This is a genomic window from Shewanella sp. HL-SH8, assembly GCF_051165765.1.
In the GTDB taxonomy this organism is placed as follows: domain Bacteria; phylum Pseudomonadota; class Gammaproteobacteria; order Enterobacterales; family Shewanellaceae; genus Shewanella; species Shewanella glacialimarina.
Genome location: NZ_CP195039.1, coordinates 45,279 through 71,151, shown reverse-complemented (window position 1 = coordinate 71,151; position 25,873 = coordinate 45,279). Strand labels below are relative to the sequence as shown.

Below are 25,873 nucleotides of genomic sequence, written 5' to 3'. Positions count from 1 at the left end.
CTGACTAGCCTTTAATCAGTTTGAGCTTATTAAGCTTTAATTGGCCATTTTCATCTAACAAACGCTGGCTAAATGCACTTAAGGTGTCAAGCCCTGGTGGATTATCAGGGGTGAGTGCCTGGCTAATAAGGGCTAAATCAGCAATACCGACATCAGACTCAAGGCTTGAGCTTACAATACAACGCACACCTTGGTGATCGGCCAGGCTGACAATCTCTTGCATCTTACTGAGTGAGCCTAACAACATAGGTTTTAAAATAAACGCCCCTATGCCTGGTTGCTGTTGCAATAATTTATCGAAGTCTAAATCTGCGGTTAATAAAAACTCATCTAACGCATATTTTATGCCGAGTTGCTGATACATTTTCAGGTTATCACTGGGTTGCTGGCAAGGCTCTTCAACGTATTCGATTTGTTTTTTAGGTAAACAGGCTAAAAAATCGACCGCCTGATTGAGGGTAAAACCGCGATTAGCATCAAGACGTAGCGTTAAACTGGGTTTACGTGCTAACACCTGATGAACAAAAGCAATTTCACTGTCCATGTCGGTTTGTGCCACTTTGATTTTTACACTGTGTATATGGCTTAAATCAGCCAGTTTTTGATCAATTACCGTTGTGGATAAACCTTGGTACAGCAAAGGGATATTTGCTTGGGTAATGACTCTAACGGGGAACTGTTGCAGGCATTTGGCCGCTAATACACTTAAACCAAATTGCACAGAAGGCAATAAACTTCTCTCTGCAGCCAGGGCGAGTTCAGTGATCTCTTGCCCTATTAACTGAGATTGAAGCTGGATCAGTTCAGTGCTAACTTGCGCGAGGGTTTCATGGCTAAATCCAGTCAATGGTAAACCTTCAATATCAATACCTGCAAGGGGAGATATTTCGGCAAAATATTGTTGGTTATCGTCCAGTGTCACGGTAACAATAATACCAATTCGATGATCAATGCGTTGTTTAGCAACAGGTAAAGGTACGGTTAAATCAATTTGAAATTGATACAATTCAAACGATGCGATCTTAGTCATAGGGCACTCTTATTTTTGTGGATCATCGCGAAGTAACAATAATAACCTGTCAGCGAACATTTGCGGTTGTATTGAATGAATATTGTGACCCACTCCTGCAATTATGCTCACATGAGGCTGTGATATAAGTGTTTGCTCTACGCTAGAGGTGGGTATGTTTGCTTGGGTACTTTGTTGCAGTTGTTCTAGCCAATTACTGGTTATTTGCAGAAATTTTTTATCCTGCTCGCCAGTAATAAAGTAGCTAGGACACTTGAGTTGTTGCAACACGTCTCGACAGTCTTGCTGCCAACCTAATGAGGTTGCTTGGTAGCATTCATGAAGATGATGTGGATTGTTCGATTGGCGCTTACTGATTAGCCATTGGCGCTGATCTGAAGTTAAGCCTGAGAATACCGCTTGTTGATACCATAAACTCAGAAATTGTTTCAAAGGAAGGGCGATAAGCCTATCTGCCCAGCGTTTATCGCTTAGTATTCTTTGTTGTTTATCTAGTTCATTTTGCAAACCGGGATGGGCAGATTCTAGCACTAAACTCAGTAATGCTTGTGGCTGTTTTTTGGCGATATGTAAGGCTATGCGCCCACCTAGCGAATAACCAACTAAGTGAAAATCTTGATAGCCTAATTGGGTTACTGCCTTAAAAATATGTTCAGCAGCCTCTAATAATCCTGGGGTCGGTAAACGATATTGATTGCCGCCATGGCCAGGTAAATCGATACAAATGCAATGGTAATACTGGCTCATCTTGGCCATCAAAGGTTGCCAGTCTTCTTTTGCTCCCATAAAGCCATGTAGAAACACCATGGCAGTTAATTTAGGGTCGCCGTATCGATTAATCCATGCCATTAATGCTGTTTAACCCATTGGCTAATTTGAGCGATTTGATTACTCGCTTGATCATGGCTGACATTCACTTCAATCACGCTGGCGCAATTAAAGTCCATAGCTTCGTTATAGGCTTGTGTAAACGACTCTAAATCATCGGCTTGACGGTAAGCTAAGCCAAACATTGCTGCGCCATAACCAAACTCTAATCCATGTGATAAGCGATAAAAGTCATCTCTGATTTGTTCGGTTGGAACAGGTAATAAATTAAAAATATTACCACCGTCATTATTTAATATCACTAACACATATGCCGAGGTGATTTGCTTCAATAAAGCCAAAGAGTTCAAATCGTGCAAGCAAGAAATGTCGCCTATTATCATAACCATAGGGAGTTTGTGACCGATAGCAATCCCTGCGCTGGTGGCTATCAGCCCATCAATACCAGAGGCGCCGCGATTGGTGTATATCTTAGGCAAAGCTGGGCCTATTGGGGCATACATATCATATAAACGGATCGGTAGGCTATTGCCAATAAATAAAATATTATCGGCAGTTTGTTGTTGGGCAATCCAGCGAATAACTTGTGCCTCACCAAATTGAGTTTGGTCAATGTGTTGGATAAATAATTCAGCTAGGGCTTCATTATGGTTAATGAGTTCCAGCGCCCAGTTGGCACTTGATGATCGTGGCCAGGCTAATTTACAAAATGCACTGACACTGGTTTGCCAAATCTGTTTACTTTGATGGCTAGGGTCTAAACGATTTGAGCGAGGTAATACTTGCCAATAACTATGCCAAAGTTGATTTGCCAAGTAACTGATTAAGCGCTTGGAAATAAAGCGTCCACCAAACACCAAGACACGATCAGCTTGTTCTAATAGCTTGCTGGTTCTAGGGCAAAGCAGCAGTTGATCGACATTACCAATAACCCCTGAATGCTGTCTTAGCTGAGATTGGGCATCGGTTACTATCGGCCAGGCCAGTTTTTGAGCTATTTCGACAATTTGTTGCGGATTATCTTCAGGTGACAAGGTACCAACCACGATAACGCCCTTACCATGGGCAAAGCGTTTTAAGCCATCTTCGCTCGGCAGCTGTGCTCCCATTGTTGGATGATAATAACTATATGGATGTTGATGGCTTAACCACTGACAAAGAGGTTTTAGATATTGTTGAATAACAATCGGCGCATTTTTAGCTTGCTTGGTTAGGGGGCTAAGTTCATTAGGGTAAAACGGCTCGCGGTACATACAATTAATGTGTACTGGTTGGCTAGTTTGACTAATGGCTTGATCTATAGTGGTTAACAGTGCACTTGCTGGTAAAGCTAAATCTGGCGTAGGTAGATTTACTTGGGTCGCATAATGGCCAAAAATACCCGGCTGAGTAATCGCTTGATTGGCGCCACAGTCAATTAATTCTGGCGGGCGATCGCCTGATAATATAATTAATGGTACATGGGTTAACCATGCTTCTATTATTGCAGGATATAAATTGGCAACGGCTGTACCAGAGGTAGTAATGATCGCCACTGCAGCGCAGCTTGCTTTGGCTAACCCCAGTGCCATAAAGCCTAATCCGCGTTCGTCAAAATGAATATGGCGACTAATGCTGGTTTGTGATGCTGCGGCTAATGTTAAAGGTGTAGAGCGTGAACCTGGTGCCATGCATACGTGCTTAACCCCTAAGCGGCTGAGTTCTTCAAAAATTAATTGGCCCCACAAAAGATTTAAATCGGCACTGGCCTGAGATTGCATATTAACAAATACCTGCAAAAAAGAGTCTATTTTAAGTGTAACCGTTCGTCATAGGGATATCTAAGATTTAGTCTTCATTTTTAACATGGCATTGAAAAATATCAGTGAAAATATTTACTAAAACCCCACAAGTAAATTTTTTGTTGTGCTAATGTTAGATATATGATTTATATAAAGCCAGATACTTAAACAATGTCAAACTGTTAAATAAGAAAAATCAAACATCAACAGGATAGCTTGATGTTAGCGATAGACTGAGTCTTAAATTGCTTAGGCGATTGCTAATGCAATTGCCTAAGCAATCGGAGTCACACTAGCTCTTGCTTATGACGGTTACAACTTGGTTATAACAGGATAAAAACACAATAATCTCACCTATCATAGTGAGTCGGTTAATTGGCTAAACATTACTGACCAATTAAGTGAACTCATCCCTTATCAAAAGAGGATATGGGTGAATCATCAGGAGAACATATATGCAGACTGCGGCGCTATTAAAAAGAGTTGATGAACTTCCTCGTTTACCTAAAGCGATCAGTGAATTACTCGAAGCGGTTAATAATGAAAATAGTTCAGTAAAAAGTATTTCATCAAAAGTAGCTCAAGATACATTGATCAGCGCGCGGGTACTTCGTTTAGCTAATTCTGCCCATTTTGGCCGCAGTCGAGAAGTGGGTTCGATTGATGAAGCTGTGATCCGCCTCGGAATGCAAACTTTACGAACCTTAGTCATTGCCTCTGCAGTTGTTGGTGCAATTCCTAAGGTAGACGGTATTGATTTAGCTGACTTTTGGGGCCAGACCTTTGAAGTAGCACTATACAGTCAGGAATTAGCCAAGCGTTGTAACGTGCCCGCAGATGAAGCATTTACCTGCGGGATTTTACACCGTATCGGTGAGTTATTAGTCGCCACCATTGAACCAGACTTGGCAGCACAAATTCGTGTTGCGGTTGATCAAGGTGGCGATGCGCAAGAGCTTGAAACCACATTGTTAGGTTTTAATTCTCCTTCAGTTGGCGCGCTATTGGCTAAAAACTGGAAATTTACTCCTAGCTTAGTGGCAGGTATAGAGTTTCAACGTAATCCTATCGAGGCTGAACCTGCGTCAAAATTAGCGATTTTAATGTATTTATCTCAAAAAATTTATATGCATTGGGATGATGAACGTGAGGAAGAAATCTTTACTGCCTGGCTTGCTGCCCTAGTGAATAAAGCCGGTATTATTAAAATGGATATGTCAGGTTTAGCTGAGAAGTTAGAAGAGTTACGCGGTAAGGGCTTAGAGATTGGTAAGCAACTAGTGTAAATCGATTTGTAGAGTCAAATTTTTCATATATTTAGAATCAAATCTTGTCATAAAACAGTACCAGCAACTTTTCATTAGGTTGCTGGTTTTTTTATTTATAAATTAGTGCTTACCCCTAGCTTGATTTAACCCGAGTATGAGAACGCTTATTTAGCTTAATCCGAATTGAGATTATTTATCCATTCACTCATTACCACGTGGGTTTTGATTTTAATAATGTCAGTTTGTGCATCAATAAATTCACGAATTTCATGTAAGCGCTTCATTGAGTCCGCATGCACATAGACTAATAAATCCATGTCACCGGTAATGCCCTGGCAGGTAATGACCTCAGGGATACTGTGAAATACATGAACCACATCTGCGCACCGCGGGCATTTATGCTGGATTTCAAAGTAAGCTGATACCCCTTGTTTTTGCGATTCGCTTAAAAGCACCTGGTAGCCGCGGATCACGCCGGTGTTTTCCAGTTTTTTAATCCTTTCGGTCACAGCACTTCGAGATAAATTGACTCTATCTGCAATAGTCGAAATACTTTGACGCGCATCTTGGCGTAACTCATTTATAATGGCTTTATCAAATTTATCCACAACTGATCCGTCATTTTGTTGGTATTTTTATCTTTAACCGTCATTTTGTGGGTTTAATCGAGCAGTTTGCGTTATATCGCCGACAGAATGAAAACCGATGTGACACTATAATAACCTAAAATAAGCCCAGTAGAATAACAAATGAATCAAATCACAGGAACCATAGGACGTTGGCAAGGCGCAGGCTTAATGGCCACCACTTTGCTGGGTACAGGGGTGTTTATATTACCGCAAATGACGATAGCAGTGGCGGACTCAGGGGCTTTATTAGGCTGGTTAATTCTGACCTTAGCCATTATTCCGGTAGCCTTAGTCTTTGGATTATTGGCGAGCCGTTTCCCCCACGCAGCTGGGCCAGCTTATTTTGTTGAGAAAGCATTTGGCCGAACTGCTGGCAGAACCATTGGGCTCATTTTTCTACTCGTTATTCCTATTGGTGCGCCTGCGGCAATTTTAATGACCTTTCAATTTATGAACGCATTAGTGCCACTGCACAATGGCTGGCAATTAGTCGCCGAACTATTTGTAGTGTTGATGTTGTTAGGCCTAAATATTCGCGGTATTCAGGTGTCAGCCAAGCTACAGTTTGGATTAACTGTGGCGATTGTGGCTGTGGTGGCAATATTATTTGGCGCAAGTGGCCTCAACTCAGAGCAACTTGAGTCTTTTAACCAAACTAGCCATCCACAGGTGAGTACAGTCATGTTGGCAATGGGCATAGGTTTTTGGAGCTTTTTAGGTATTGAAGCCATGACCCATCTTGCTAGTGATTTCCGTCGCCCAGATAAGGACATGTTACCTGCCATTTTAATGGGTACAGTGTTAGTGGGTGTTATTTACCTAGCCTGTACATTTTTATTGTTAATGGTGCCGTCGGATAAAAGTGGCGTAGCGATGATAAGCGCGTTTGACTACCTACTGAGTGATAGCTTTTTACGCGGTTATGGTGCTCAAATAATCGGTGTTTTAGGTATAGCCAGTGGTTTGGCAACGGTAAATGTTTATGCTGGAAGCGCTGCAAGATTACTGTGGAGCTTTAGCAAAGAAGGTATTTTACCTAAATACTTTGTGGTGCTAAATCGCCATGGTGTTCCGTTTAGGGCCTTGTTTGCCATTCTGGGCACTATGGCATTAGTGATTGTGCTGACCTTTTATTCTAATCAGGATTTAGAAAAACTGATTGCCTGGAGCAATGGAGTATTTGTGATCATCTATTTATTGGCGATGCTCTCAGCGGTTAAACTATTGAGTAAGCGTTATCTGCCTTTAGTGGCTGCTAGCTGCCTATTTTGTGTCGGCATTGGAATCGCCCTTGCTGACAACATGCTGTATGCAGTTTTGTTGGTCCTTGTTATAGCCCCATTCATGTGGTGGCAAAAAACACACTTACAAAGCAAGTCCATACAGGCTCCGGCTCACTTGCCGGAATAAGCTGAGCTAGCTTTGGGATATAGCGATATTACGCATTTGGATCAGTTCGCTGTGCTTGAGATGAAGTAAATCAGCACAGCGGCGAATAATTTGGTCTTCATGTTGCGATAGTTCACCATCGGCATAAGCTAATTGCCACATTGCCAGCAGTAATTGCTGCTTTTCATCAAGGCTGAACGCTTGATTCACTTCAGCGGTAAATTCAAATAACGAGGTTGCGTTACCTCTGATTAAGCTCGCTTCTTCAATTAGCTCTTTTGTTTGCTCGGCAGTGATATTCAATGCGTTAGCAAGCATGCTAGGTAACAGTGCTGCTTCATTGTCATCCAAGGTTTCATCTGCATAGACCACTTCGAGTAACAGTGTGGCTGCCGCCAGGTGCAATTGACGGGTTTTATCTTCAGGGCTGTCTGCCTGGGAGCGGGCTTGAATAAATTGTTTGAGTTTGGCAATCATCGTTGTTCCTCTTTATTTGGCCTCTTTCTAACAAAGACGCATCTTAATCAACATACATCCTAGCAAAGACAACAATGCCGAGCACAGTGCTCGGCATTAATTTATGTTTATATTTGTAAATGAGCAGATCAATTAGCTGACAAGGTTTGGCTAATGTTTTATAGCAGCGACCCTAAACCTTTCATAAGCAAATCAACTGTGCCTTCACCTGATTGTTGCTGTAAATATTGCTTAGCAATGTCGACCATAGGCGCAATATATTCTTTTGAAATACCCAGTTTTTCAAAAGAGTCATAAACAACTGCAGCGCCCTGGAATGATGAACCTAGGTTACCTGCTTTTGACAATAAGCCTGACATACCTGAATCACCACCCATGGCCGGTACTGCACCTAATAATGAGTCTATGCCGGGAATGCTGTTACTTAAGGTGCTGAAATCGTTATTGCCTAGGTTTGACTGGGCTAAATTAAGTATCGAGCCTAAGCCGCCAGCAGCTTGTTGCTCAGTTAAGCCAAGTTGGGACATAACATTGCCCACTAAGGCGTTATCCGCTAACCCAGTTACTGCAGCAGCTTGGGTTGCTACGGGGACAACTTCTTTTTTGGTGACATTGTCTAACCAACCAGCATTTACTGGAGCAGAGAGTAATACGGCTGATAATACTGAACAGGCAATAATAGAACGGTTCATAAAGTTGATCCTTTGGTAAAAATAGTGCTGATATTGGCATTATGTTAACTTTTTTTGCCTCTATACGACATATGAAGATTTTGTTTTGTGCAAACTCGATCAATTTTGGGTATCCTTAGCGCCATAATCATCTTAAGCCGATTTTTGGGATCTCACTTATGTCACTTTCAGCGATTTTGACTGAAGCCTATAATTTTTTTCGTAATCATATTAGCCAACTTGCCGCAATAACCTTTCCGTTATTACTGATACAAGTGATGATCCAGCTTTGGCTGGGTAATGAGATGTTGATGCAAGCCCAGGCTGAAACGCCAGAGTTTGGTAGTATTCACGCCGCAGCCATGATGGTGTTGCTGTTACTGTTTTCTATATTGATAGCAGCAATTACGGTATACCTAGAGGTGCGCTCACGTGGCCACGATGTTTCAACCGCTATGGTATTTAAACAAAGCATTCAATTTGTGCCGCCTTTATTACTTGCGGGAGTGTTTTCTGGTTTAGCTATTTTAACCCCAGTGATGCTATTTGCTGCCTTTGGTCCATTTGGCATAGTGGGCTTTGGGATTAGTTTTTATTTATTTTCGCGCTTAGCTTATGTGAACTTTATGGTTATTGTTGAGCGTTTAACGCCATTGGAAGCCATTAAAGCTAGCTTTATATTTACCGGGCCGATTACGGTTAAAACCATTGCGATATTAATGTTGTATCTGCCACTCATATTAATCAGTGGTACGCTTTCACAAATGGCTGCACAAGTTGGTTTTCCACTGCAATTAATTACCGACACTGTGTTCGCTTTTTTTGGGTTATTTATTAACGTGGCATTGTTCCGTCTCTATATGGTTAATCGTAAAATTGATGCTCCTATAGATGACGCCTCAACCGATGATGATAACCACACAGAAGTGTAATTTATTAGACCTAATTTACTGAGTTGATAGGAGAGTCTATTGATAACTGATACTGAGTTAGTTAGCCAATTCTCCATTGAACTTGGTGAAGATTATGCCAGCGCAAAGAGTTATGTTCGTGACATTCCCACTCAAGCGCTGGTTTATATCCGCAGCTTTACTCACAAACTTGCCAGCCTAGTTGCTAAACAGCATCAGCTAGAGTTTATTGGGCCTAATCTATACGATCGCATTGAGCAATTAAACCAAGCTCGCCTTATTGACGTTACTGCTATTCGTACCATGCATAAATTGCGTGCTGACGGTAATCGTGGTGCTCATCCAGAAAAATATCATCTTACCCAACATCAATTAGTGTCCTTGGCTGAAAAATCAATTAAGCACATTATTGACGTGATCAAGCAGCTTTATCCGTTAGTGCACCAAGCGTCAGCGCCTGCCTATCAATTTGTGCCTTTTGATTCATTGGCGGGCAGAGATGTATGCTATCGCGCCATGATGCACAATGACCATCATGCTCAGTATTTAGTGGCAATGTCGCTAAAAGCTCAAGCACTAATGGCTCAAGATCAAACAGGCACTCAAGCTGTTGCTCCCGGTGAAACACATAATCCACAGTTTAATCAGGATGAGATGCAGCGACTTTTTGCTCAGGCGGCTTATTGGTTTGCCCAGGCAGCACCTTTTGAGCATGCGGCATTATATGAACACGGTGTCAGCTTGCTACATGGTTATGCTGATTTTGACCCAGCAAAAAAAGCCCAGTACACAAAACAAGGCGAGTTACTTATTGCTCAAGCCGCTAGGCATTGCATTGCCGATGCTCAAGCATTACTGGGTTACTTTTATCTGGTGGGCAGTGAGGTGTTTGGTGCTGATGTTGAACAGGCTAAATTATTGCTAACCCAAGCGGCTGAAGCTGATAATGTTGAAGCTATGTCTAATCTTGGGGTATTGTTTTATGAAGCGGGTGAATACCAAAAGGCATATGTTTGGATGAGCAAAGCGGCAGAGTCTGGCTATCCTCAGGCGCAGTATCATTTAGCGTTACTATTAGCCGAAAAGTTGGCTTTAAATGTTGGCGATAATATCGATGTGCAGCTTGAGCAAAGTCAAATATGGATGCAAGAAGCGGCCAGTCAAGGCCAGTTAGATGCCATGTTACATTGCGCTACGACTATTCTTCACCATGAACACGCCACTAAAGCCGAACTAGAACAAGCCGAGCGCTACTTACATGATGTGATTAAATATGGCCATAATGTTACCGCAATGATTGAGCTCAGCGTTGCTTTGGCTGACGGTATGTTAGGTCGAGTCGATGTGGTGCAATCAGCTTACTTATTACAACAGGCAAAATTGCATGGTAATGATATTCAGCGGCAAGTAGTAGCGCCCTTGTGGCAGTCGCTATTAATGCAAATTGACAGTGTTATTGACAACCACTGCGTGACCGCGCTTCAGCCTAGTGAAGGTGAGTTGGCTGCCCTGCAACAAGCAAAACATATGCTTAATCTAAGCTCGTGATAGTAAACACTTAACAAATAGCCCTTTTTCTTGCTAATAGCGTTAGATTAACGTGCAATAGGCAAGCTGTTGACGTGTTAATGCGCCTTGTTTTCAAAACAGATGACAAGTTTGTTATAAAATAGGTTAAACGTGTTGAATTTAGCTAATTGAATGCATCTCTACCTGAATTGAAGGTAAATTAACGCGTTTTCAACGCATAACGTTTGTCGCACGTGCTTTATAAGAGAGGTATCACATAACACGAGACCTCTTCATTTTATCGATGTATTTTTAATGTTTAACGATGCCAATCGCTAATCCTGTTACATCAGTAACAGGATTAGATCAGTCTGATGATCCTTGCCCCTTAACTCTAACCAGTAATTCCAAGGCTTTGCTCAATATTATCGACACTATTATTCACTTGTGATGCAATGGTTTCACTTTGTTCAAATGCATGCTTGGCACGTTGCATTAAGTTGTCCATGGCGATAACAAACTCATCAAGATGATGCACCTGCTGTTTGGCAAAATCGCTGCCTTGGCTGGCACTGTTGAGCATAACATTGGCCTGTTGTTGAACTTGCTGGGCAACGGCAAGTAAGCTTTGTGCACGGGTTTTCTGTTGCGCTGATGCTGTGCTTATATCACTGACACTGCTACTGAGTGCACTATTTGACTGGGTAAGTTGGGTGAGAATTGCCATTATTTCCTTTAGCGATACCTGAGTGCGTTGTGACAGGTTACGCACCTCATCAGCGACAACCGCAAATCCTCGTCCCTGTTCGCCAGCCCTTGCTGCCTCAATAGCTGCATTTAATGCCAATAAGTTGGTTTGTTCGGCAATGTTACCAATCACATCAACAATTTTAGCAGCATCACTCACAGAGGTACTGAGTTGTGATAGTGAATGGTTACATTGAGTGACTGTGTGTAATGTATGGTTAGTGGCGGTAAGGACTTCCTGCGCTTCTAGTTGACTAGCCTGCATGTCGGTCATGGTTTGCTGGGCAGTGGCTGTTAATGCGGTAGAGGACTGATTGACTTGATTAGCTAGTTCAATTAAATCCGCGGTTTGACCTTGTGCTTGTTGTACCACAGTTTGGGTTTGTTGGGTGCTGTTTGATAATGAACCAATTCTTGCCACTAAATCACTTAACGATTGTGACACCTTAGCCATATTGTGCTTTTGTTTATTATCTTCTTGCTCAAACCTTTGTAATAACTGGTTAAAGTGTGCGGCGATTTGCCCGGTTTCACATTGGCTATTTACCGCAAGCGGTTCTCTTTGGTTAGATTCACTTAATAATAAAAACGCGCGGTTTAGCTTTTTCAATGGCGCGACAACTCGGCGTTGCTGCAAGATGAAATAACCGATTGAAAAGAGTGCCAGCAAGGTTACCATGCTATAAAGCAGCCATTGTAAATTGACTTTTAATTGCTGGTCAGTTGCCTGCTGGGTGCTTGCTAATGCGACAAGCTGATACTCTACCTGGTTGGTAGCTTTGATTAATGCGGCTTGTACTCGCTGATTTTCTGTCAACATCTGCTCAGTATTCGCCACCTCTTTACCGTAGCGCTGTGTCAGACTGAGTAACTCTGCCCGTGGCGTTTCGCCTGTTTCAATTTGGGTAGGCTCATCATCACCTAAGGCAAACTCATCCGCTTCTTCGGTCTGGTAAATGCCCAATAAAGGCAGCTTATCTAATTTATCGTGCCACAGGTTTAGGGCATTGATAGAAAAATTTAGGTTGTTAGCCACGCCGCTATCTTTGTCGATTAATATCGCCTGGGTTTGCTGAGACAATGTATACACTAAGCTGGGTAACTCAACACTAAGCGCGAGATATTGCTGTGCGATATTGAGGTCGTGAATGTCTTGCGAAGCTGATTGGGCGTAGCGGCTTAAGTTACGACTGTAGTCGAGCATTTCTGATTCAGAAAATGCCAATAGTTGTCTTGGGTTGCCTGCTAGCTTACCCGCTGCGCGATACTTAGTGTCTAAATCACTAATTAATTGCGTCATCAATGTGGTTAAAGAAGCACTGTTTAGGTAAGGATGAACTTGGTGTAACCGAGTAATGTCTGCATTAATTTTAGTAATGTCATTACGCGCTTGTTCAAGGTAATTCGTTTGACCTGTTTGTAAGTATTTATCGATATTACGACTGATTCCATATTGGAAACTATGCTGGATTTTTTGTAAGTCTTGATTCAGTTGTTCACTGACTTGTCGTTGTTGATTGCTCCATAAAACGGTTGTTGCTAGCAACGCTGCCAGCAGCAGTAATAGCGCTGATGCGCCTAAAGATAGAGTGGATATTTTCAAGGGGCTAATACTCACATAAATGGCATGAATAAAAGCAGCATATGGCATTAATATTACAGTTCTGTGTTCGCTGTAAATATAGTCTTGATTGCGGTGTAGCTTAATGATGTGTTAACTCCCCTATGTCACTAAAAGGGGGAGTGACATCGGGGGAGGATTATTAAATCCTCATTTGATTCAATATTAGATTAGTCTGCTTGATGCTCAAACGTACGTCCACCTTGGTTTGGTTTGTGTTGATGTTTCCCCGCGGGCGAAAACATATCAGCATAAGGTGCAGTAGGTTCGCGTTGAATATCAGCATCGCTTCCGTATGTGTGACCTTGTTGGCGTTGAGATTGTTCAAAAGCACGCTTCATTTTTGGGATAATAACTTTACGACCTAGTAGCTGAAAAGTAATGAAGCTCAGCAATAAAAATAACAAAATAAATGGCAGCAATACCATGGCAATTAATGACAGACCAATAAAGGCTACTAATGCCAAAAGTGGGTTCATTGCGGTTAAGTTGTTTTTCAAATTGGTCGCGCGAAATGATTGATTAAATTGCATAGTGGCTCCTGAATATGAATAGCCCATATAAATAATAATGAAGACTGAAAGGCTAGTGTGCCGCTTTTAGACATAATATGTCATGTTAAAGTGAGTTAATGTTCTCAGTGCAACGTGACATGATTGTTTTCTGGGATTTTTATTATTGATGGTTTTTGTTTATTCAGTATGGAGTGATGCTTTGAGATCCTGGGGAATACTATTAACAATCATTTGTCTCACCCATTCATGACCTGGGTCTTGATTGTTGCGCTCATGCCAAAGTAACACATAGGCCATTGGCATAAACTCAAAGGGTAGGGGAATTTGCACTAATGGATATAGGTTTTGTGCATGGTGCGCAAAACTGGATGGTAAAGTGAAAATTAAATCGGTATGGGCGCAAATACTGGCCGCACCATAAAAGTCGGGCACAGTTGTGGATATTCGGCGATGATAATTACTATTTGCGAGAAAGTAATCCAATGCCCACCAGTCATTACCTTCGCAGCGAACTTGTACATGGCTCATGGCAAGGTACGCCTCTTGATGCCAGTGACCTTGTTGTAATGCAGATAAAATAGGGTGATTTTTACGGACTAAACACACTTGATTATCGCTAAACAAGGTTTGGTATTGCAGGCCATCAGCAAGATTATCCTCTTTAAATTGTGAGTGTGGATGCATATCACGACCCGCAATGCCAAAGTCTATTTGGCCGTGTTGTAAGTCGTAAATCGATTTTTCTGTCCAGCCGTAAGTGTCTAGCTTTAATTGAGGCGCCTGCTGTAGCAGTGAACCGATAAAGTAAGGAATTAATGTTTCATAAGCGCTTTCAACCATAGAAAAAGCAAAGTGACGCTGGCTGGTGGCGGGATCGAAACTAGGTGGTAAGGTTAACTGATACAAGTTTTGTAAAGCTTGTGGTAACACTTTGCCTAATGCCAGTGCATGGGCAGTTGGTTTTAAACCGTGGGCTGTGCGTTGAAATAATGGGTCGTCTAAAGTGTCACGCAATCGGTTTAAGCTTTTACTTAACGCTGACTGGCTTAAATGCAACCGATTAGCGGCACGGGTCACGCTTTGTTCTTCTAATAATACTTGTAAAGTAACCAGCAGGTTTAAGTCAATGCGGGCAAGGTTGTCTAAATTCACAGCAGTTATTCCTTTGTGGAAATTCATTATGGATTTTATATCATTTCTTGTCATACCACTAATGCGCTAATATTACTGATTAACCTCAATAAGAAATAACGATTGAGGTGAGACACATACAAGTCTGTGGTTAATCTATAAATCGAGTGAGAAATTTGATGCAACGTAATCTATTACCGTTATTAATGTTGATGGTGCTGCTAAGCCCTTTGGCGATTGATATTTATTTGCCTTCTATGCCTACCATGGCATTAGAGTACGGTGTGTCAGACAGCCAGGTGCAATCCACGTTAGTGCTGTTTTTATTTGCTATGGGTGTTGGGCAAATTCTGATTGGCCCACTTGCTGATCGTTTTGGCCGCAGACCGATTGCGATTTTTGGTATTGTGCTTTATGGCGTCAGTAGCTTTCTGGGGGCTTATGCGGTTGAGTTTGAGTTATTGCAACTTGCAAGGGTATTTCAGGGGCTAGCCGCGTGTTCAACGTCTATTGTAGTGTTTAGTGCGGTGCGTGATTGCTACAGCAATAAAGAAAGTGGCTCGATTTACAGTTACCTTAATGGCGCTATTTGTGTGGTGCCCGCACTTGCGCCCACATTAGGTGGATTATTGGCGCTGCAGTTTGGTTGGCGTTCGACCTTTATTTTTATGGCGTTATACGCCATTATCGTGTTGTTTATTGTTGGCTTTAAATTTCCTGAAACTCGACCGCTTAACACTGATACCTCAGGTAAATTATATCGTTGGGGACGCTATAAGCCGGTGTTAAGTGATGGTCATTTCATGTTTTATGCCTCGGCTTGTATGGTCGCAATGGCTTCTATTCTTTGTTATGTGTCTTATGCCCCAGTGTGGTTAATTGGTCGTTTAGGTATTTCTGAGCTAACGTTCAGTGCCTTATTTGGACTCAATGCCGTGGTGAATGTTGCAGCTTGTTTTGCTGCGCCGATATTAGTAAAGCGCATCGGTAATCGTGCTGGTGTGGTTGTAGCACTTAACTTTATGGTTGCAGCCGCGGCTATTGAAGTGGTGATGCAGTTAGTGGGCCCACAAACTGGCTTAGCGGCAGGTTTTGGGTTTATGTTACCCATGATGTTGTTATGTGTAGGCTTTGCGGCGTTACTTGGCCCAGCGACTAGCATGGCATTGGCAGGCTTTGGTGAGCGTGCGGGTACAGCAACGGCCATGCTAGGTTGTATTCAAATGAGCGGCGCAGCGATATTAACCGCACTTATTCAATTAACGGATATTCCAGCGCCCTATGCAATAGCCTTATTAATGGGGGGATTGTGCAGTGTGTTATTGCTGATGATGGGCATGAAACGTTTTAATCATTGGCACCAAGAGCAGCATGCTTAATTGAATAGGCATATGCACTGATTGCTTATGAAGCAAAAAAAGCCCATTAGTAAAGTAATGGGCTTTTGGGATTTAGGTCACTACGCTTTAAAATCGAGCGTTTATGGCGATACCCAATGAGGTCTGATAATCAGGGTCTGACTCAGAATCTGTAAACGTTTGCTCAATTGATGCTTTAGCCGAGAAAATATCAGAGAAGCGCCAGAAATAACGAGTATTTACTGAATATACATTAGCTGAACTCGTGTTGCTGTAATTGTTATTATCATTAACGACGGTATCAGGCGTAGTAATAACGTTTACGCTATTAATATCATAATCACTGTTAAAATGGGTATACAGTCCACCAACAGACCAAGAGTCAGTGATATACCAATCAGCGTTAACACCGAGTACGGTTAGCGAATTTTCACTGTTAGTGATGCGCGATGAAATATTGTCATCTTGCCCCTCAACGATAGTATATGCAATGTCATTTGTATTATTAGAGTGCAGTATAAAACCATTTAGCATTAACCCTGATGTTGATTCAAAAGGGAGATAATGTTGATAATCAAGCTTAATCACATCGCTTTTATACTCATAACTATAATATCTACCATCAAGTTGATCGCTTTCGAATCGATGAGTTTCATCGTCTGATTGCCATGCGTATGATAAGGTCAATTTTGACTGCTGAGTAAAATAATATCCTAAATTAGCACCGTAACTATTTTGGCCATCTCCTGAAGCGTTCAGTAGATCCATGTCAGTGGTACTTCTAGTATAATCTCCACCAATAAAAAATTTAGAGTCAAAGACATATTCACCCGCAATGTTATATAAATCTTGGTAATCGGTTACGGCATAGCGGGCTGAAATGGTAGAATATTGATTGAGAAATGGCGCCAATGCGTAGGGGACGTCAGCTTGATTAACAGGCTCAAAATAATAACTATAATTGAGATTGAGTAAGCCATCAGAGTTTTCAGTAGAGTCTAGAAAGCCTAGCTCGGCTTCATGTTGAAAAGTGTCAGAGGATTCTGCGAACGTGTTCGAACTGACCAATGCCAGCATTAGTGCTAAAGACAAACTTGTCTTAGTCATTTATTCTTCCTTGATATAGTAAAAGTATTGTAAAAATATGATGTTATATGGTTTGCTGTATTCAAGCAACAGGTTTGGTTTAAGATGAAAAGAACTTACTGTACCGTCTGTGATTACCCACAAACAGCTTGTGTGTGCCATGCGATTAGCCCATTACAGGCGCGCACAAATGTCATAGTGATGCAGCATGAAAGTGAAGTTAATCATGCTAAAAATACCGTTCGGTTAATGCGTTTAGTTATGCCGAATATGCGGGTGTTTGTGGGTGAAACCGCAGAAGATTTTATTGAGTTACAGGCTTACCTAGCCCAAGCCTCCAAGCCAATATATGTGGTGTATCCAAGTGAAAATAGTCAAACTGTGTCGCAATCGGGTGCTCAGGCCGACAGCATCATTATTTTACTAGATGGCACTTGGCGTAAAGCTTATAAAATACTCCAGTCTAATCCATGGCTGCAACACTACCCCGCTATCCATTTAGATGTTGAACACGCATCAAATTATATTATTCGCAAAGCAAAACGGCCTGATAGTTTATCTACCTTAGAGGCTACGGCTTTATTATTGTCGGCGCTAGATAAAACCTTAAACACAGAGCCTTTGTTTGCCGTTTTTGATGCTATGGTGCAACATAGATTGAGCGCCATGCCTGAAAACATCAAAGCCCGTTATCAATTAAATGACAAGGAAGTAAAATGAAGTATTTATTATTAGGACTGTGTTTGGTATTTATCTTGACCTCTAGCGCGTTTGCAAGTGATGTCATTAAGCCAATCGATCCTGAAAAACCGCGCAAAAAAATGTCATTAGAAAAACAAGCTGAACAAGGCCGCATTGATTCTGAAAAGTTAGCGCAATCGCAATTAGACAAGGCGCGTGTTGCAGCGCAAGCTACCGCTGAACGCGAACAAGATGTGTTGTCGCGCCAAGAGTCTGGGGAATGGCAGAATGAGCAACGTGAAAAGGCTAAAATACAGTTTGATGATCGTGCTGAGCGCGAAAATAAATATTTAAAGCAAGCACAAGAAGCGGCTGCTAAAGAAAAACAAATTAGTGAAGAAAAGTAGCCTAAGTGTTGAGCCAATAGAGTGTCTTTCATGTCAGTAGATTTAGCTGTTAATACCGTTGTTGCGCCAAAACGCTGCCCATTATGTCACCACACTGAAGTGGTGTTTTTTCACCAAGATAAAGACCGTAGCTACTTTCAATGCAAGCGATGTGAATTGGTTACTGTACCTGCGTCATTTTATTTAGATAAAGCAGCAGAAAAAGCCCACTATGATTGTCACCATAATGACTTTGCCGATGCGGGTTATCAACGCTTTCTATCTCGTACCTTAACGCCATTACTCGCTCGGGTTAACCCCAACGCCAAGGGCTTAGACTTTGGCTGTGGAGAAGGTGCTGTGCTTAGCCAAATGGCAGCGCAGCAGGGGGTTGAGGTGAGTAATTATGATTTATTTTATTTCCCTAACCATGACCTACTACAGCAGCAATATGACTTTGTCACCATGACCGAAGTGCTGGAACATATTGCTAACCCCCAAGCAATATTTAAGCAACTACAAGGCTTACTAAACCCTTCAGGCAAGCTGGCTATTATGACTAAGCGCGTAAAAGGTATTGCAGGGTTCATAGACTGGCATTACAAGTTTGATCCAACTCATATTAATTTTTATAGTCTGTCGACCTTTGAATGGATTGCTAAACAGTATCAGTGGCAACTCGAAGTGATCGAGAATGACGTGGTAATGTTTCATTTGCCAGAATCCGCTTAAATAAACTACTGTGCTTGGCGAGCCGATTAATGGCTGCAAATAAATAGATACAATTGTTACTATATTGTTGGGTCAAAAAAATTAACAATTCTGTAAAATAAAGGTAAATTCAATACCTAATTGTTATACAGCATGACCGAGATACGCTATTAAAGTGCAATTGCCAGTATCCGGTTTTGTTGTTTAGTCATGGCGACAAGTTTTAAGCCACTTCTAGAATGTCATTCTTGCAAACAAACTTAAGTTAAACACTCTAGTTAAAATAGCTCAAAGGAGCGAAATATGAAACGGACGTTAACCGCGTTAATGTTATTGGCAGGCATTTTAGGCACATCAAGTGCTGATGCCACTACCGCCAAAGATATTGACAGTTTTACTTTAGATAACGGTATGAAAATTATGGTATTAGAGGATAGCTCTATACCCAATGCCAATATGTACTTATTTTGGAAAGTTGGCTCGCGCAATGAGGTACCTGGTATTACCGGTATTTCGCATTTTTTTGAACACATGATGTTTAATGGTTCAAAAAAGTTTGGTCCGAAAATGTTTGACCGCACTATGGAAGCTGCTGGTGGGGCAAATAATGCTTACACCACTGAAGACATGACAGTGTATACCGACTGGTTCCCCGCCAATGCCATTGAAACCATGTTTGATTTAGAAGCCGACCGTATCGCTAATTTAGATATCAACCCTGAAATGGTTGAGAGTGAGCGTGGCGTGGTGCAGTCAGAGCGCACAACAGGGCTTGAAAACTCTAACTGGCGCACCATACAAGAAGCGTTAAAAGGTGTGGCATTTTCAGCCCATCCTTATAGCTGGTCGGTTATTGGTTATGAGTCTGACATTGCCGCATGGACGTTAGAAGACTTGCAGCAATACCATAAAACCTATTACGCGCCAAACAACGCAGTGGTGGTTATTGCCGGTGATGTAAAGCTGGCTGAAGTTAAGCGATTAGCAAATAAGTATTTTGCACCTATTCCGGCACAAGCACCGCCTAAAGCCGTTCGCACAGTCGAGCCATTACAGCAAGGTGAGCGTCGCGTTTTTGTTAAGAAAGAGTCGGTAAGTACTCCAAATGTGATGTTGGCTTACCATATTCCTGCCACCAGTCATGCTGACTATTATGCGCTTGATTTACTCAGCTCAATCTTAAGTCAAGGTAATAGCTCGCGTTTTTACCAAGGCTTGGTAGACAAGCAACTGGCGACATCGGCAGACACGTACATGCCAATGTCGTTCGACCCTAACTTGTTTTACATCTTAGGTGTTGCTAACACAGGCGTTGAAGCCAGTACCCTTGAGCTTGCCTTACTAGAGCAAATTAACTTAATCGCAACCCAAGGTGTCACAGCTGGAGAGTTAGAAAAGGTTAAAAATATTAAATTAATCAATTTTTATCGTGATATGGAAACCATTAACGGTAAAGCCAACACGCTAGGAACCTACGAGATGTATTTTGGCAGCTTTGAAAAATTATTTGATGCGCCAGAGCGTTATAACACAGTGACCCCAGAAGATATCAAGCGTGTGGCGCAAACCTATCTAATTCGCGCTAATCGTACCGTCGGTGTGTTGGCGGCTACAGAGGAGAGCGACAAATGAGACCTATGAAACAAACAATCAAAATGTCGTTGTCGGCCCTGGCTATTGTCAGTGCATTATCATTAGCGGGTTGCGCTACTACAAGTAACAGTACTGTGGCCAATGTAGTCGAAACAGGCAGCTTTAGCTTACCTCAGTATCAAACGGTGAGTTTATCTAACGGCCTTAAAGTGAATTTAATGGTACAAAAAGAAGTGCCATTAATCACAATCAATGCCGTGGTGCGAGCCGGTGCAGTGAATGACACGACTTCAGGGCTAGCCAGCATGACAGCCCAAGGTTTAATGCTAGGTGCGGCGGGTCAGTCAAAAGCCGATATTGAACAAACACTCGATTTTATGGGTGCCAGTTTGAATACCGGCGCAGATCAAGAGGGCAGCTATATTGATGCCAGCTTTATGAGTAAAGATCTGGATAAGGTACTGCCTATTTTTAGCAATGTATTGTTATCTCCTGACTTTGATACAGCAGAATTTGCTAAATTACAGCAACGTGAAATTGTGGGTTTGTCGCAACAAAAGGAAAGCCCGCGTGCTGTGATTGGCCGTTACTTTAATAAGCTAGTGTTTGCTAACCATCCTTATGCGAACCCAAGTTCAGGTAACAGCGAGTCTATTGCTGATTTATCTATTGAGCAGCTACGAGCGTTTCATCAGGGTTTCTATCAACCTAATAACGTAGCAATCAGTGTTGTGGGTGATTTTGACCCGCAGCAGATGCAAGCTAAGTTAGAGCAAGCTTTGGGGCAATGGCAAAATACTGAAGACGCAGTGCAAGCCGATTTAGCTCAAGCTTTACCTGTAATGGGCGCTAGCCGCGTGTTGCTGGTGGATAAGCCTGATGCAATTGAAACCACTTTTGTGTTTGGTGGCATGGGTATAAGTTACGATAACCCTGATTACGTTGGCTTAACGGTAGTGAATACAATTCTAGGCGGTCGTTTTACCTCATGGTTAAATGATGAACTTAGGGTTAACGCAGGCTTAACCTACGGTGCGCGCTCTGGTTTTGTGCCGTTCTCAAAAGCTGGTGTATTTCAAATTAGTACTTTTACTAAAGCTGAAACCACCAAAGAAGCCATTGATTTAGCCTTAAAAACCTATGCAAGATTGTGGGAAAAAGGTATCGACCAAGCGACCTTAGATTCAGCTAAAGCTTATGTTAAAGGGCAGTTTCCGCCTAAGTTTGAAACCGCCAGTCAGCTAGCGGGCTTAATGTCAGAGATGTATTTATATGGCTTTGATGATAATTTCATTAATCAATTTCAAGCTAAAGTTGATGGGTTAACCATTGCTGACACCCAGCGATTGGTGAAGCAGTATTTCCCTCAACAAAATTTGCAGTATGTGTTGATTGGAAATGCTGAAAAAATTGCCGATATTGCCGCTCAGTATGGCGGCGTGACCAAGGTTGATATAAAAGACAGTGGTTTTGGTCAGTAATTTGGGGTGGTGAATTGAGCTGTAATTAATAGCCAAACTAAAAAAGACCCACGATTGAGTGGGTCTTTTGTTTTATCGGGTGTATATTTTGAGCTGATTATCTTGGGGGCGATTAAATAAATGTATCCCAAGCCTTAGGTGCTAAAAACGGGTCAAATATGGCAATCAGTGAAATATGCACTCGCGCTTTACTTTCAACAATTAATCAACCGACCTTAAATAAGATGATATTGAACTGTTTTAAATCGATAATCTGGATCCTATTTGGCATTATTACGCTGCATTGTGCGCCTGCTTTGGCCAATAAAGTGCAGCTTGGGCAACTTTGCCCGTTAATAAGTGGTCAGTGGCAAGGCAGCGCAGCAAATCCAAACGGCCTATCAAAACAGGTGACTACCTCAGTGCTGTGTTCTGCCGATAACAATAATATGTATATTAGTATTAGCCAAGGTGCACGGTTCAGTAATAGTGAAACCTGGTGGTTTCGTGTGCGAGGCAATGAGATAGAGCTGATTTATTCTGATGGTATTAATGCAGACATTAGCCAACTATTTACCTTATACCAGCAAGGTGATGGATTTACTTTTCTAGGAAAGGGTGAAATTAAACAGCGTCCAGCTTTAATACGGCTTTCCTTTGATGAGCAGCAAACTAACAACAAGACACACTGGCTATGGCAGCAAAGCGCCCATTTTCTAGATGATGATAGTGACAGTTATCAAGTCGTAAGAGGGATAAGCTTGATGCCTATAGGTAGGTAAAAGTCTGGGCAATAAATGAAATAATATTTATTTAAGTTTGCTACGCCATATAACCGATACCCAGACAGGCATAATAAATAGCTTAATCAATAGATTAGCTAGTAAAGCTTTGCCTAGCTAAAAAAGTACAACGCAAAGCCTAGCCAACTTAAGCCTAATGCACAGGCTAATGCCCATACCATAGGTGTCATTTGGGTTGATTCAGTAAACTCTAATTCAAACTCAGGTTCATCGTGTTGTATTTTTTGCTTAGATTTAACTTGCTGCTTGCGCGCTTTATCACTCTGTCTTGCTTTGGCTTTATGCTGTTTTTTATATTCAGTAATGCCTTTTTCAATACCGCTAGCAATAAGCTTAGTTTGCGCTTTAGTTTGGCCTTCTTTCTGGGTCGACTTGGCAATGGTTAATGCTTGCTCTTAAGTTTCGTTTGAACTGGATTGCTTCATTCTGCGCCTGCAAAATCGAGCTGTCGCCAGGCTTCATAGCTAATAATCGCGACAGAGTTAGAAAGGTTTAAGCTGCGGCTATTGGCAGTCATAGGAATGCGCAAACGCTGCTCTAATGGCGTCGCATTAATAATGTCCATGGGTAAGCCGCGAGTTTCTGGGCCAAATAATAAAACATCATCTTCGGCAAAAGCAATTTGAGTGTGTGGGCGACTGCCTTTAGTGGTGCACGCCATAATACGTTTACCTGCCATAGCGACTAAAAAGTCTGGGTAATTTTTATGGCGGGTGACTCGGGTTAGGTCGGAGTAATCTAAGCCTGCGCGACGTAGCTTTTTCTCTTCTAAGTCGAAACCTAGAGGTTCAATAAGATGAAGTTGCGTACCATTATTGGCACATAAACGAATAATATTACCCGTGTTTGGGGCGATTTCTGGCTCATAAAGTGCGATATGGAACATGGTGACCTACCTGAAAAAAATAACGGTGCATTATAGCTGAAGTAGTTGAAAGCTTCATTATTAACTCACGCCAGTTAACTTACCCGAATTTGAATGAATAAATGAGCTAACCATTATTGGCTCTCCTTATAACTGTTGAAGTTAACCTGATAATCAATATCTTGTACTCTGGTTTAGTGATTTTTACCGTCCATGTTACTTATAGGGATAATATTTAAGTGAGCCTTTGGCTGCAATTACACCTCAAGAGGTGACTTTTTAATGGCGCTGAGGCAAGGTGATCTTTATCAATAAACCACTTGGCTGAGCATTTTTCGCCTCAATACTGCCTTTATGGACTTGAATAGCGGCTTGAGTTATCGCTAGGCCGAGTCCCCATCCACCACTATTGCGATCTCTGGCATTATCCGGACGGTAAAACGGCCTGAATATCGCTTCTAGCTCTTGCTCATCAATACCCTTACCATCGTCTTTAATCTGAATGACAATATTTTTACCCTCTTCGATGGCTCCGATATGCACGTGTTGAGTGGCATAACGGATAGCATTTCGCAGTACGTTTTCAATTGCACGGCACAAGGGTTTTGGATAGTGCTCAAAAGCTAAGTGCTCATCGATATCTATTTCGAGTATTTTCTGTTGTTGCTCTGCCTCAAACTCTGCATCATCAAGGACTTGGCTCAAGGTTTCGCTTAATTCGGCATGAATTTTTATTTCGCTGGCATTTAGTGTTACTCGAGATAACGTCAGTAACTCACCGATTAAGTCATCTAATTGGTTGGTTTCATATTCTATGCGGGTTAACTCTGTGCTGTCTTGGCCTTTTTTACGTGCCAGCGCCAAGGACAGTTTTAAGCGTGTTAGCGGTGTGCGAAGTTCGTGGGAAATGTCTCCCATTAACCGTTGCTGGTTAGTCACCATAGCTTCAATTGAGTCGGCCATACTGTTGAACGTCATTGCAAGCTGACCCATTTCATCACTTCTGCTGACGGTGGTTTTGTCGACTCTATGCGATAAATCGCCTTTCGCGATTGCATTGGCGCTGCGTTTTAGACTATTCAGGGGTTTACCAAGATGCCAAGCGAGTAAACCACATAATAAGCCTGAGAATAGAATGGCAATAGAGGCTGTGAGTAGTTTGTTCTCTGAAAAATAAAAGAACCAGGGTCTAGGATGGTTAGCGGGTACTCGACCATACACTTGGAAGGTTTGCTGGTTAACGCTGAAGGTTAAAGGGCCAAAAATAAGCTCATTTCTAAACTGATGACTAATTGGCTGCTTAGCGTCTTCTGCCATTAATAGAAACTGTCGTAATGAGCGCGGGACTTTACGGCTATTAATAACTTGACCGTCGTCGTTTACAAGATACACACGTAGCGGTTTGTCGTGTCTTGAATGTTGGCGTTGTAATTTATATAGCTTATCTGTAGTGAGAATATCGGGGGATTGTTGAATGTCTTTAGCGACCGTTTGTAGCACTTGCTGTAAATGCTTTTCAATCGGTGCGCGGTCCTGACTTTGCATAATAATTGGCAGAATTAACACTAATGCAATGGTTAAAGAGCTGCATAGCCAAAAGCCAATCAACAATTTAAAGAATAAGCGATTTAATGGGTTAGTTGAACTCATTAGGGGATCCAAATATAGCCCTTGCCTCGCAGGGTTTTTACCCTCGCTCGGCCATCTTTGCGCTCGGGTAACTTCTTACGCAAATTGGATAAGTGCATGTCTAAACTGCGATCAAAGGGCATCAGTTTTTTACCCAATACACTTTCACTTAACGAGTCTTTGGTAACTAACTCACCTGAATTGGCAACTAAGTTAAGCAGTAAGCTAAATTCGGTTGATGTCAGAATCATTAATTGTTCATTGCAATAAACTTCTTGGCGCTTAGGATCTAGGCGCAAATCACCAATTTTCAAAGCATCACTAGTTAACAGCTCTTGTTCTGCATTGGTCGCACGACGCAATATGGCCCGAATGCGGGCGATTAATTCTCGGTCGTTAAACGGTTTTGGCAGGTAATCATCGGCGCCAATCTCTAGGCCAATCACACGATCGATTTCATCGCCACGGGCGGTTAACATCAATACTGGAGTTTGCTTACGTTTGCGGATGCCTTTTAATACTTCAAAGCCCCCAAGTTGCGGTAGCATCACATCCAATAGAATCAGATCAAAATCAGTTTGCAATGCTTTAGTTAACCCTTCTTGACCATCATAAGCCTGGTTGACAGCAAAGCCTTCCATTTCTAATAACTGGGTTAATAATTCTGATAATCCGACATCATCGTCAACAAGTAAAATTCGATTCATTTCAGCCCTCAATATGCATTCAAACACTTTAGCCTATGGCGAGCTGAGATGAAATCATCATTGCACAGTTTTACATTCGTTGGTGCT

25 protein-coding genes are annotated in these 25,873 nt (G+C 41.9%); 11 read left to right on the top strand and 14 right to left on the bottom strand.

Annotated elements, in window-relative coordinates:
• Positions 1-4 precede the first annotated feature (4 nt).
• Genes menC through menD form a run of 3 tightly spaced genes read right to left on the bottom strand, consistent with a single transcriptional unit; the run spans position 5 to position 3,618 of the window.
• On the bottom strand, positions 5-1,030 hold the full coding sequence (menC, locus tag ACRWQN_RS00320) for an o-succinylbenzoate synthase (RefSeq protein ID WP_434939379.1): 1,026 nt from the start codon (positions 1,028-1,030) through the stop codon (positions 5-7).
• Between the two features lie 9 nt (positions 1,031-1,039).
• A complete protein-coding gene (menH, locus tag ACRWQN_RS00315) occupies positions 1,040-1,879 on the bottom strand; it encodes a 2-succinyl-6-hydroxy-2,4-cyclohexadiene-1-carboxylate synthase (protein ID WP_434939377.1) in 840 nt (279 codons plus the stop codon).
• Positions 1,879-3,618, bottom strand: coding sequence for a 2-succinyl-5-enolpyruvyl-6-hydroxy-3-cyclohexene-1-carboxylic-acid synthase (menD, locus tag ACRWQN_RS00310; protein ID WP_434939376.1), 1,740 nt, complete (start codon positions 3,616-3,618; stop codon positions 1,879-1,881). The genes menH and menD overlap by 1 nt, the downstream gene beginning before the upstream one ends.
• A 476-nt stretch (positions 3,619-4,094) precedes the next feature.
• On the opposite strand from menD, the gene ACRWQN_RS00305 reads away from it, so the two are divergent.
• Entirely contained in the window at positions 4,095-4,925 is an 831-nt protein-coding gene (locus ACRWQN_RS00305; protein WP_434927484.1) for an HDOD domain-containing protein, read from the top strand.
• Between the two features lie 155 nt (positions 4,926-5,080).
• Here the strand turns inward: ACRWQN_RS00305 and ACRWQN_RS00300 are convergent, their stop codons facing one another.
• The gene (locus ACRWQN_RS00300; protein ID WP_226412653.1) at positions 5,081-5,515 is read right to left on the bottom strand and encodes an Lrp/AsnC family transcriptional regulator; all 435 of its coding nucleotides are present in this window, start codon (positions 5,513-5,515) and stop codon (positions 5,081-5,083) included.
• Positions 5,516-5,656: 141 nt separating this feature from the next.
• On the opposite strand from ACRWQN_RS00300, the gene yjeH reads away from it, so the two are divergent.
• A complete protein-coding gene (gene yjeH / locus ACRWQN_RS00295) occupies positions 5,657-6,946 on the top strand; it encodes an L-methionine/branched-chain amino acid transporter (protein WP_434939375.1) in 1,290 nt (429 codons plus the stop codon).
• Positions 6,947-6,952: 6 nt separating this feature from the next.
• Here the strand turns inward: yjeH and ACRWQN_RS00290 are convergent, their stop codons facing one another.
• Both ACRWQN_RS00290 and ACRWQN_RS00285 read right to left on the bottom strand, forming a co-directional pair.
• A complete protein-coding gene (locus tag ACRWQN_RS00290) occupies positions 6,953-7,402 on the bottom strand; it encodes a TerB family tellurite resistance protein (RefSeq protein ID WP_434927482.1) in 450 nt (149 codons plus the stop codon).
• Positions 7,403-7,560: 158 nt separating this feature from the next.
• A complete protein-coding gene (locus ACRWQN_RS00285) occupies positions 7,561-8,094 on the bottom strand; it encodes a DUF2780 domain-containing protein (protein ID WP_434927481.1) in 534 nt (177 codons plus the stop codon).
• A gap of 158 nt (positions 8,095-8,252) precedes the next feature.
• Between ACRWQN_RS00285 and ACRWQN_RS00280 the strand changes: the two genes are divergently transcribed.
• Together ACRWQN_RS00280 and ACRWQN_RS00275 are read left to right on the top strand one after the other, a co-directional pair.
• Complete coding sequence (locus ACRWQN_RS00280; RefSeq protein ID WP_434927480.1) at positions 8,253-9,005, top strand: hypothetical protein; 753 nt, start codon at positions 8,253-8,255, stop codon at positions 9,003-9,005.
• 39 nt (positions 9,006-9,044) lie between these two features.
• Positions 9,045-10,532 (top strand): DUF4145 domain-containing protein, encoded by a 1,488-nt coding sequence (locus tag ACRWQN_RS00275; RefSeq protein ID WP_434939374.1) that lies wholly within the window; start codon positions 9,045-9,047, stop codon positions 10,530-10,532.
• A gap of 355 nt (positions 10,533-10,887) precedes the next feature.
• On the opposite strand, the gene ACRWQN_RS00270 is transcribed toward ACRWQN_RS00275, so the two are convergent.
• The 3 genes from ACRWQN_RS00270 to ACRWQN_RS00260 all read right to left on the bottom strand — a co-directional run bounded on the left by ACRWQN_RS00270 (position 10,888) and on the right by ACRWQN_RS00260 (position 14,528).
• Positions 10,888-12,843 (bottom strand): methyl-accepting chemotaxis protein, encoded by a 1,956-nt coding sequence (locus ACRWQN_RS00270; protein ID WP_434940575.1) that lies wholly within the window; start codon positions 12,841-12,843, stop codon positions 10,888-10,890.
• Between the two features lie 188 nt (positions 12,844-13,031).
• On the bottom strand, positions 13,032-13,394 hold the full coding sequence (locus ACRWQN_RS00265; protein WP_434939373.1) for a hypothetical protein: 363 nt from the start codon (positions 13,392-13,394) through the stop codon (positions 13,032-13,034).
• Between the two features lie 159 nt (positions 13,395-13,553).
• Complete coding sequence (locus tag ACRWQN_RS00260) at positions 13,554-14,528, bottom strand: LysR family transcriptional regulator (RefSeq protein WP_434939371.1); 975 nt, start codon at positions 14,526-14,528, stop codon at positions 13,554-13,556.
• Positions 14,529-14,686: 158 nt separating this feature from the next.
• Here ACRWQN_RS00260 and ACRWQN_RS00255 point away from each other — a divergent pair, with 158 nt between their 5' ends.
• The gene (locus ACRWQN_RS00255) at positions 14,687-15,886 is read left to right on the top strand and encodes a multidrug effflux MFS transporter (protein WP_226412669.1); all 1,200 of its coding nucleotides are present in this window, start codon (positions 14,687-14,689) and stop codon (positions 15,884-15,886) included.
• 87 nt (positions 15,887-15,973) lie between these two features.
• Here ACRWQN_RS00255 and ACRWQN_RS00250 read toward each other — a convergent pair whose 3' ends face one another.
• Positions 15,974-16,972 (bottom strand): putative porin, encoded by a 999-nt coding sequence (locus ACRWQN_RS00250; RefSeq protein ID WP_434939370.1) that lies wholly within the window; start codon positions 16,970-16,972, stop codon positions 15,974-15,976.
• Between the two features lie 84 nt (positions 16,973-17,056).
• On the opposite strand from ACRWQN_RS00250, the gene ACRWQN_RS00245 reads away from it, so the two are divergent.
• The 6 genes from ACRWQN_RS00245 to ACRWQN_RS00220 all read left to right on the top strand — a co-directional run bounded on the left by ACRWQN_RS00245 (position 17,057) and on the right by ACRWQN_RS00220 (position 22,564).
• Positions 17,057-17,671 carry a tRNA-uridine aminocarboxypropyltransferase gene (locus ACRWQN_RS00245; RefSeq protein WP_434939369.1) on the top strand — a complete coding sequence of 205 codons (615 nt, stop codon included), beginning with the start codon at positions 17,057-17,059 and terminating at the stop codon, positions 17,669-17,671.
• Positions 17,668-18,039 (top strand): hypothetical protein, encoded by a 372-nt coding sequence (locus ACRWQN_RS00240; RefSeq protein WP_434939367.1) that lies wholly within the window; start codon positions 17,668-17,670, stop codon positions 18,037-18,039. Before ACRWQN_RS00245 ends, ACRWQN_RS00240 begins: the two co-directional genes overlap by 4 nt.
• Positions 18,040-18,069: 30 nt before the next feature.
• Positions 18,070-18,750: a methyltransferase domain-containing protein gene (locus ACRWQN_RS00235; RefSeq protein ID WP_434939366.1), complete on the top strand. Its 681-nt coding sequence runs from the start codon at positions 18,070-18,072 to the stop codon at positions 18,748-18,750.
• 282 nt (positions 18,751-19,032) lie between these two features.
• Entirely contained in the window at positions 19,033-20,361 is a 1,329-nt protein-coding gene (locus tag ACRWQN_RS00230) for a M16 family metallopeptidase (protein ID WP_434930973.1), read from the top strand.
• Between the two features lie 5 nt (positions 20,362-20,366).
• Positions 20,367-21,803, top strand: a complete 1,437-nt coding sequence (locus tag ACRWQN_RS00225) for a M16 family metallopeptidase (protein WP_434939365.1) — start codon at positions 20,367-20,369, stop codon at positions 21,801-21,803.
• 158 nt (positions 21,804-21,961) lie between these two features.
• A complete protein-coding gene (locus tag ACRWQN_RS00220; RefSeq protein ID WP_434939364.1) occupies positions 21,962-22,564 on the top strand; it encodes a hypothetical protein in 603 nt (200 codons plus the stop codon).
• 113 nt (positions 22,565-22,677) lie between these two features.
• Here ACRWQN_RS00220 and ACRWQN_RS00215 read toward each other — a convergent pair whose 3' ends face one another.
• The 4 genes from ACRWQN_RS00215 to ACRWQN_RS00200 all read right to left on the bottom strand — a co-directional run bounded on the left by ACRWQN_RS00215 (position 22,678) and on the right by ACRWQN_RS00200 (position 25,786).
• Entirely contained in the window at positions 22,678-22,965 is a 288-nt protein-coding gene (locus tag ACRWQN_RS00215) for a DUF2956 domain-containing protein (RefSeq protein ID WP_434940574.1), read from the bottom strand.
• A 41-nt stretch (positions 22,966-23,006) separates the two neighbouring features.
• On the bottom strand, positions 23,007-23,471 hold the full coding sequence (gene trmL / locus ACRWQN_RS00210) for a tRNA (uridine(34)/cytosine(34)/5-carboxymethylaminomethyluridine(34)-2'-O)-methyltransferase TrmL (RefSeq protein WP_434927467.1): 465 nt from the start codon (positions 23,469-23,471) through the stop codon (positions 23,007-23,009).
• A 258-nt stretch (positions 23,472-23,729) separates the two neighbouring features.
• Positions 23,730-25,100, bottom strand: coding sequence for an ATP-binding protein (locus tag ACRWQN_RS00205; RefSeq protein WP_434939362.1), 1,371 nt, complete (start codon positions 25,098-25,100; stop codon positions 23,730-23,732).
• Positions 25,100-25,786 carry a response regulator gene (locus tag ACRWQN_RS00200; RefSeq protein ID WP_434939360.1) on the bottom strand — a complete coding sequence of 229 codons (687 nt, stop codon included), beginning with the start codon at positions 25,784-25,786 and terminating at the stop codon, positions 25,100-25,102. Before ACRWQN_RS00200 ends, ACRWQN_RS00205 begins: the two co-directional genes overlap by 1 nt.
• Positions 25,787-25,873 lie beyond the last annotated feature (87 nt).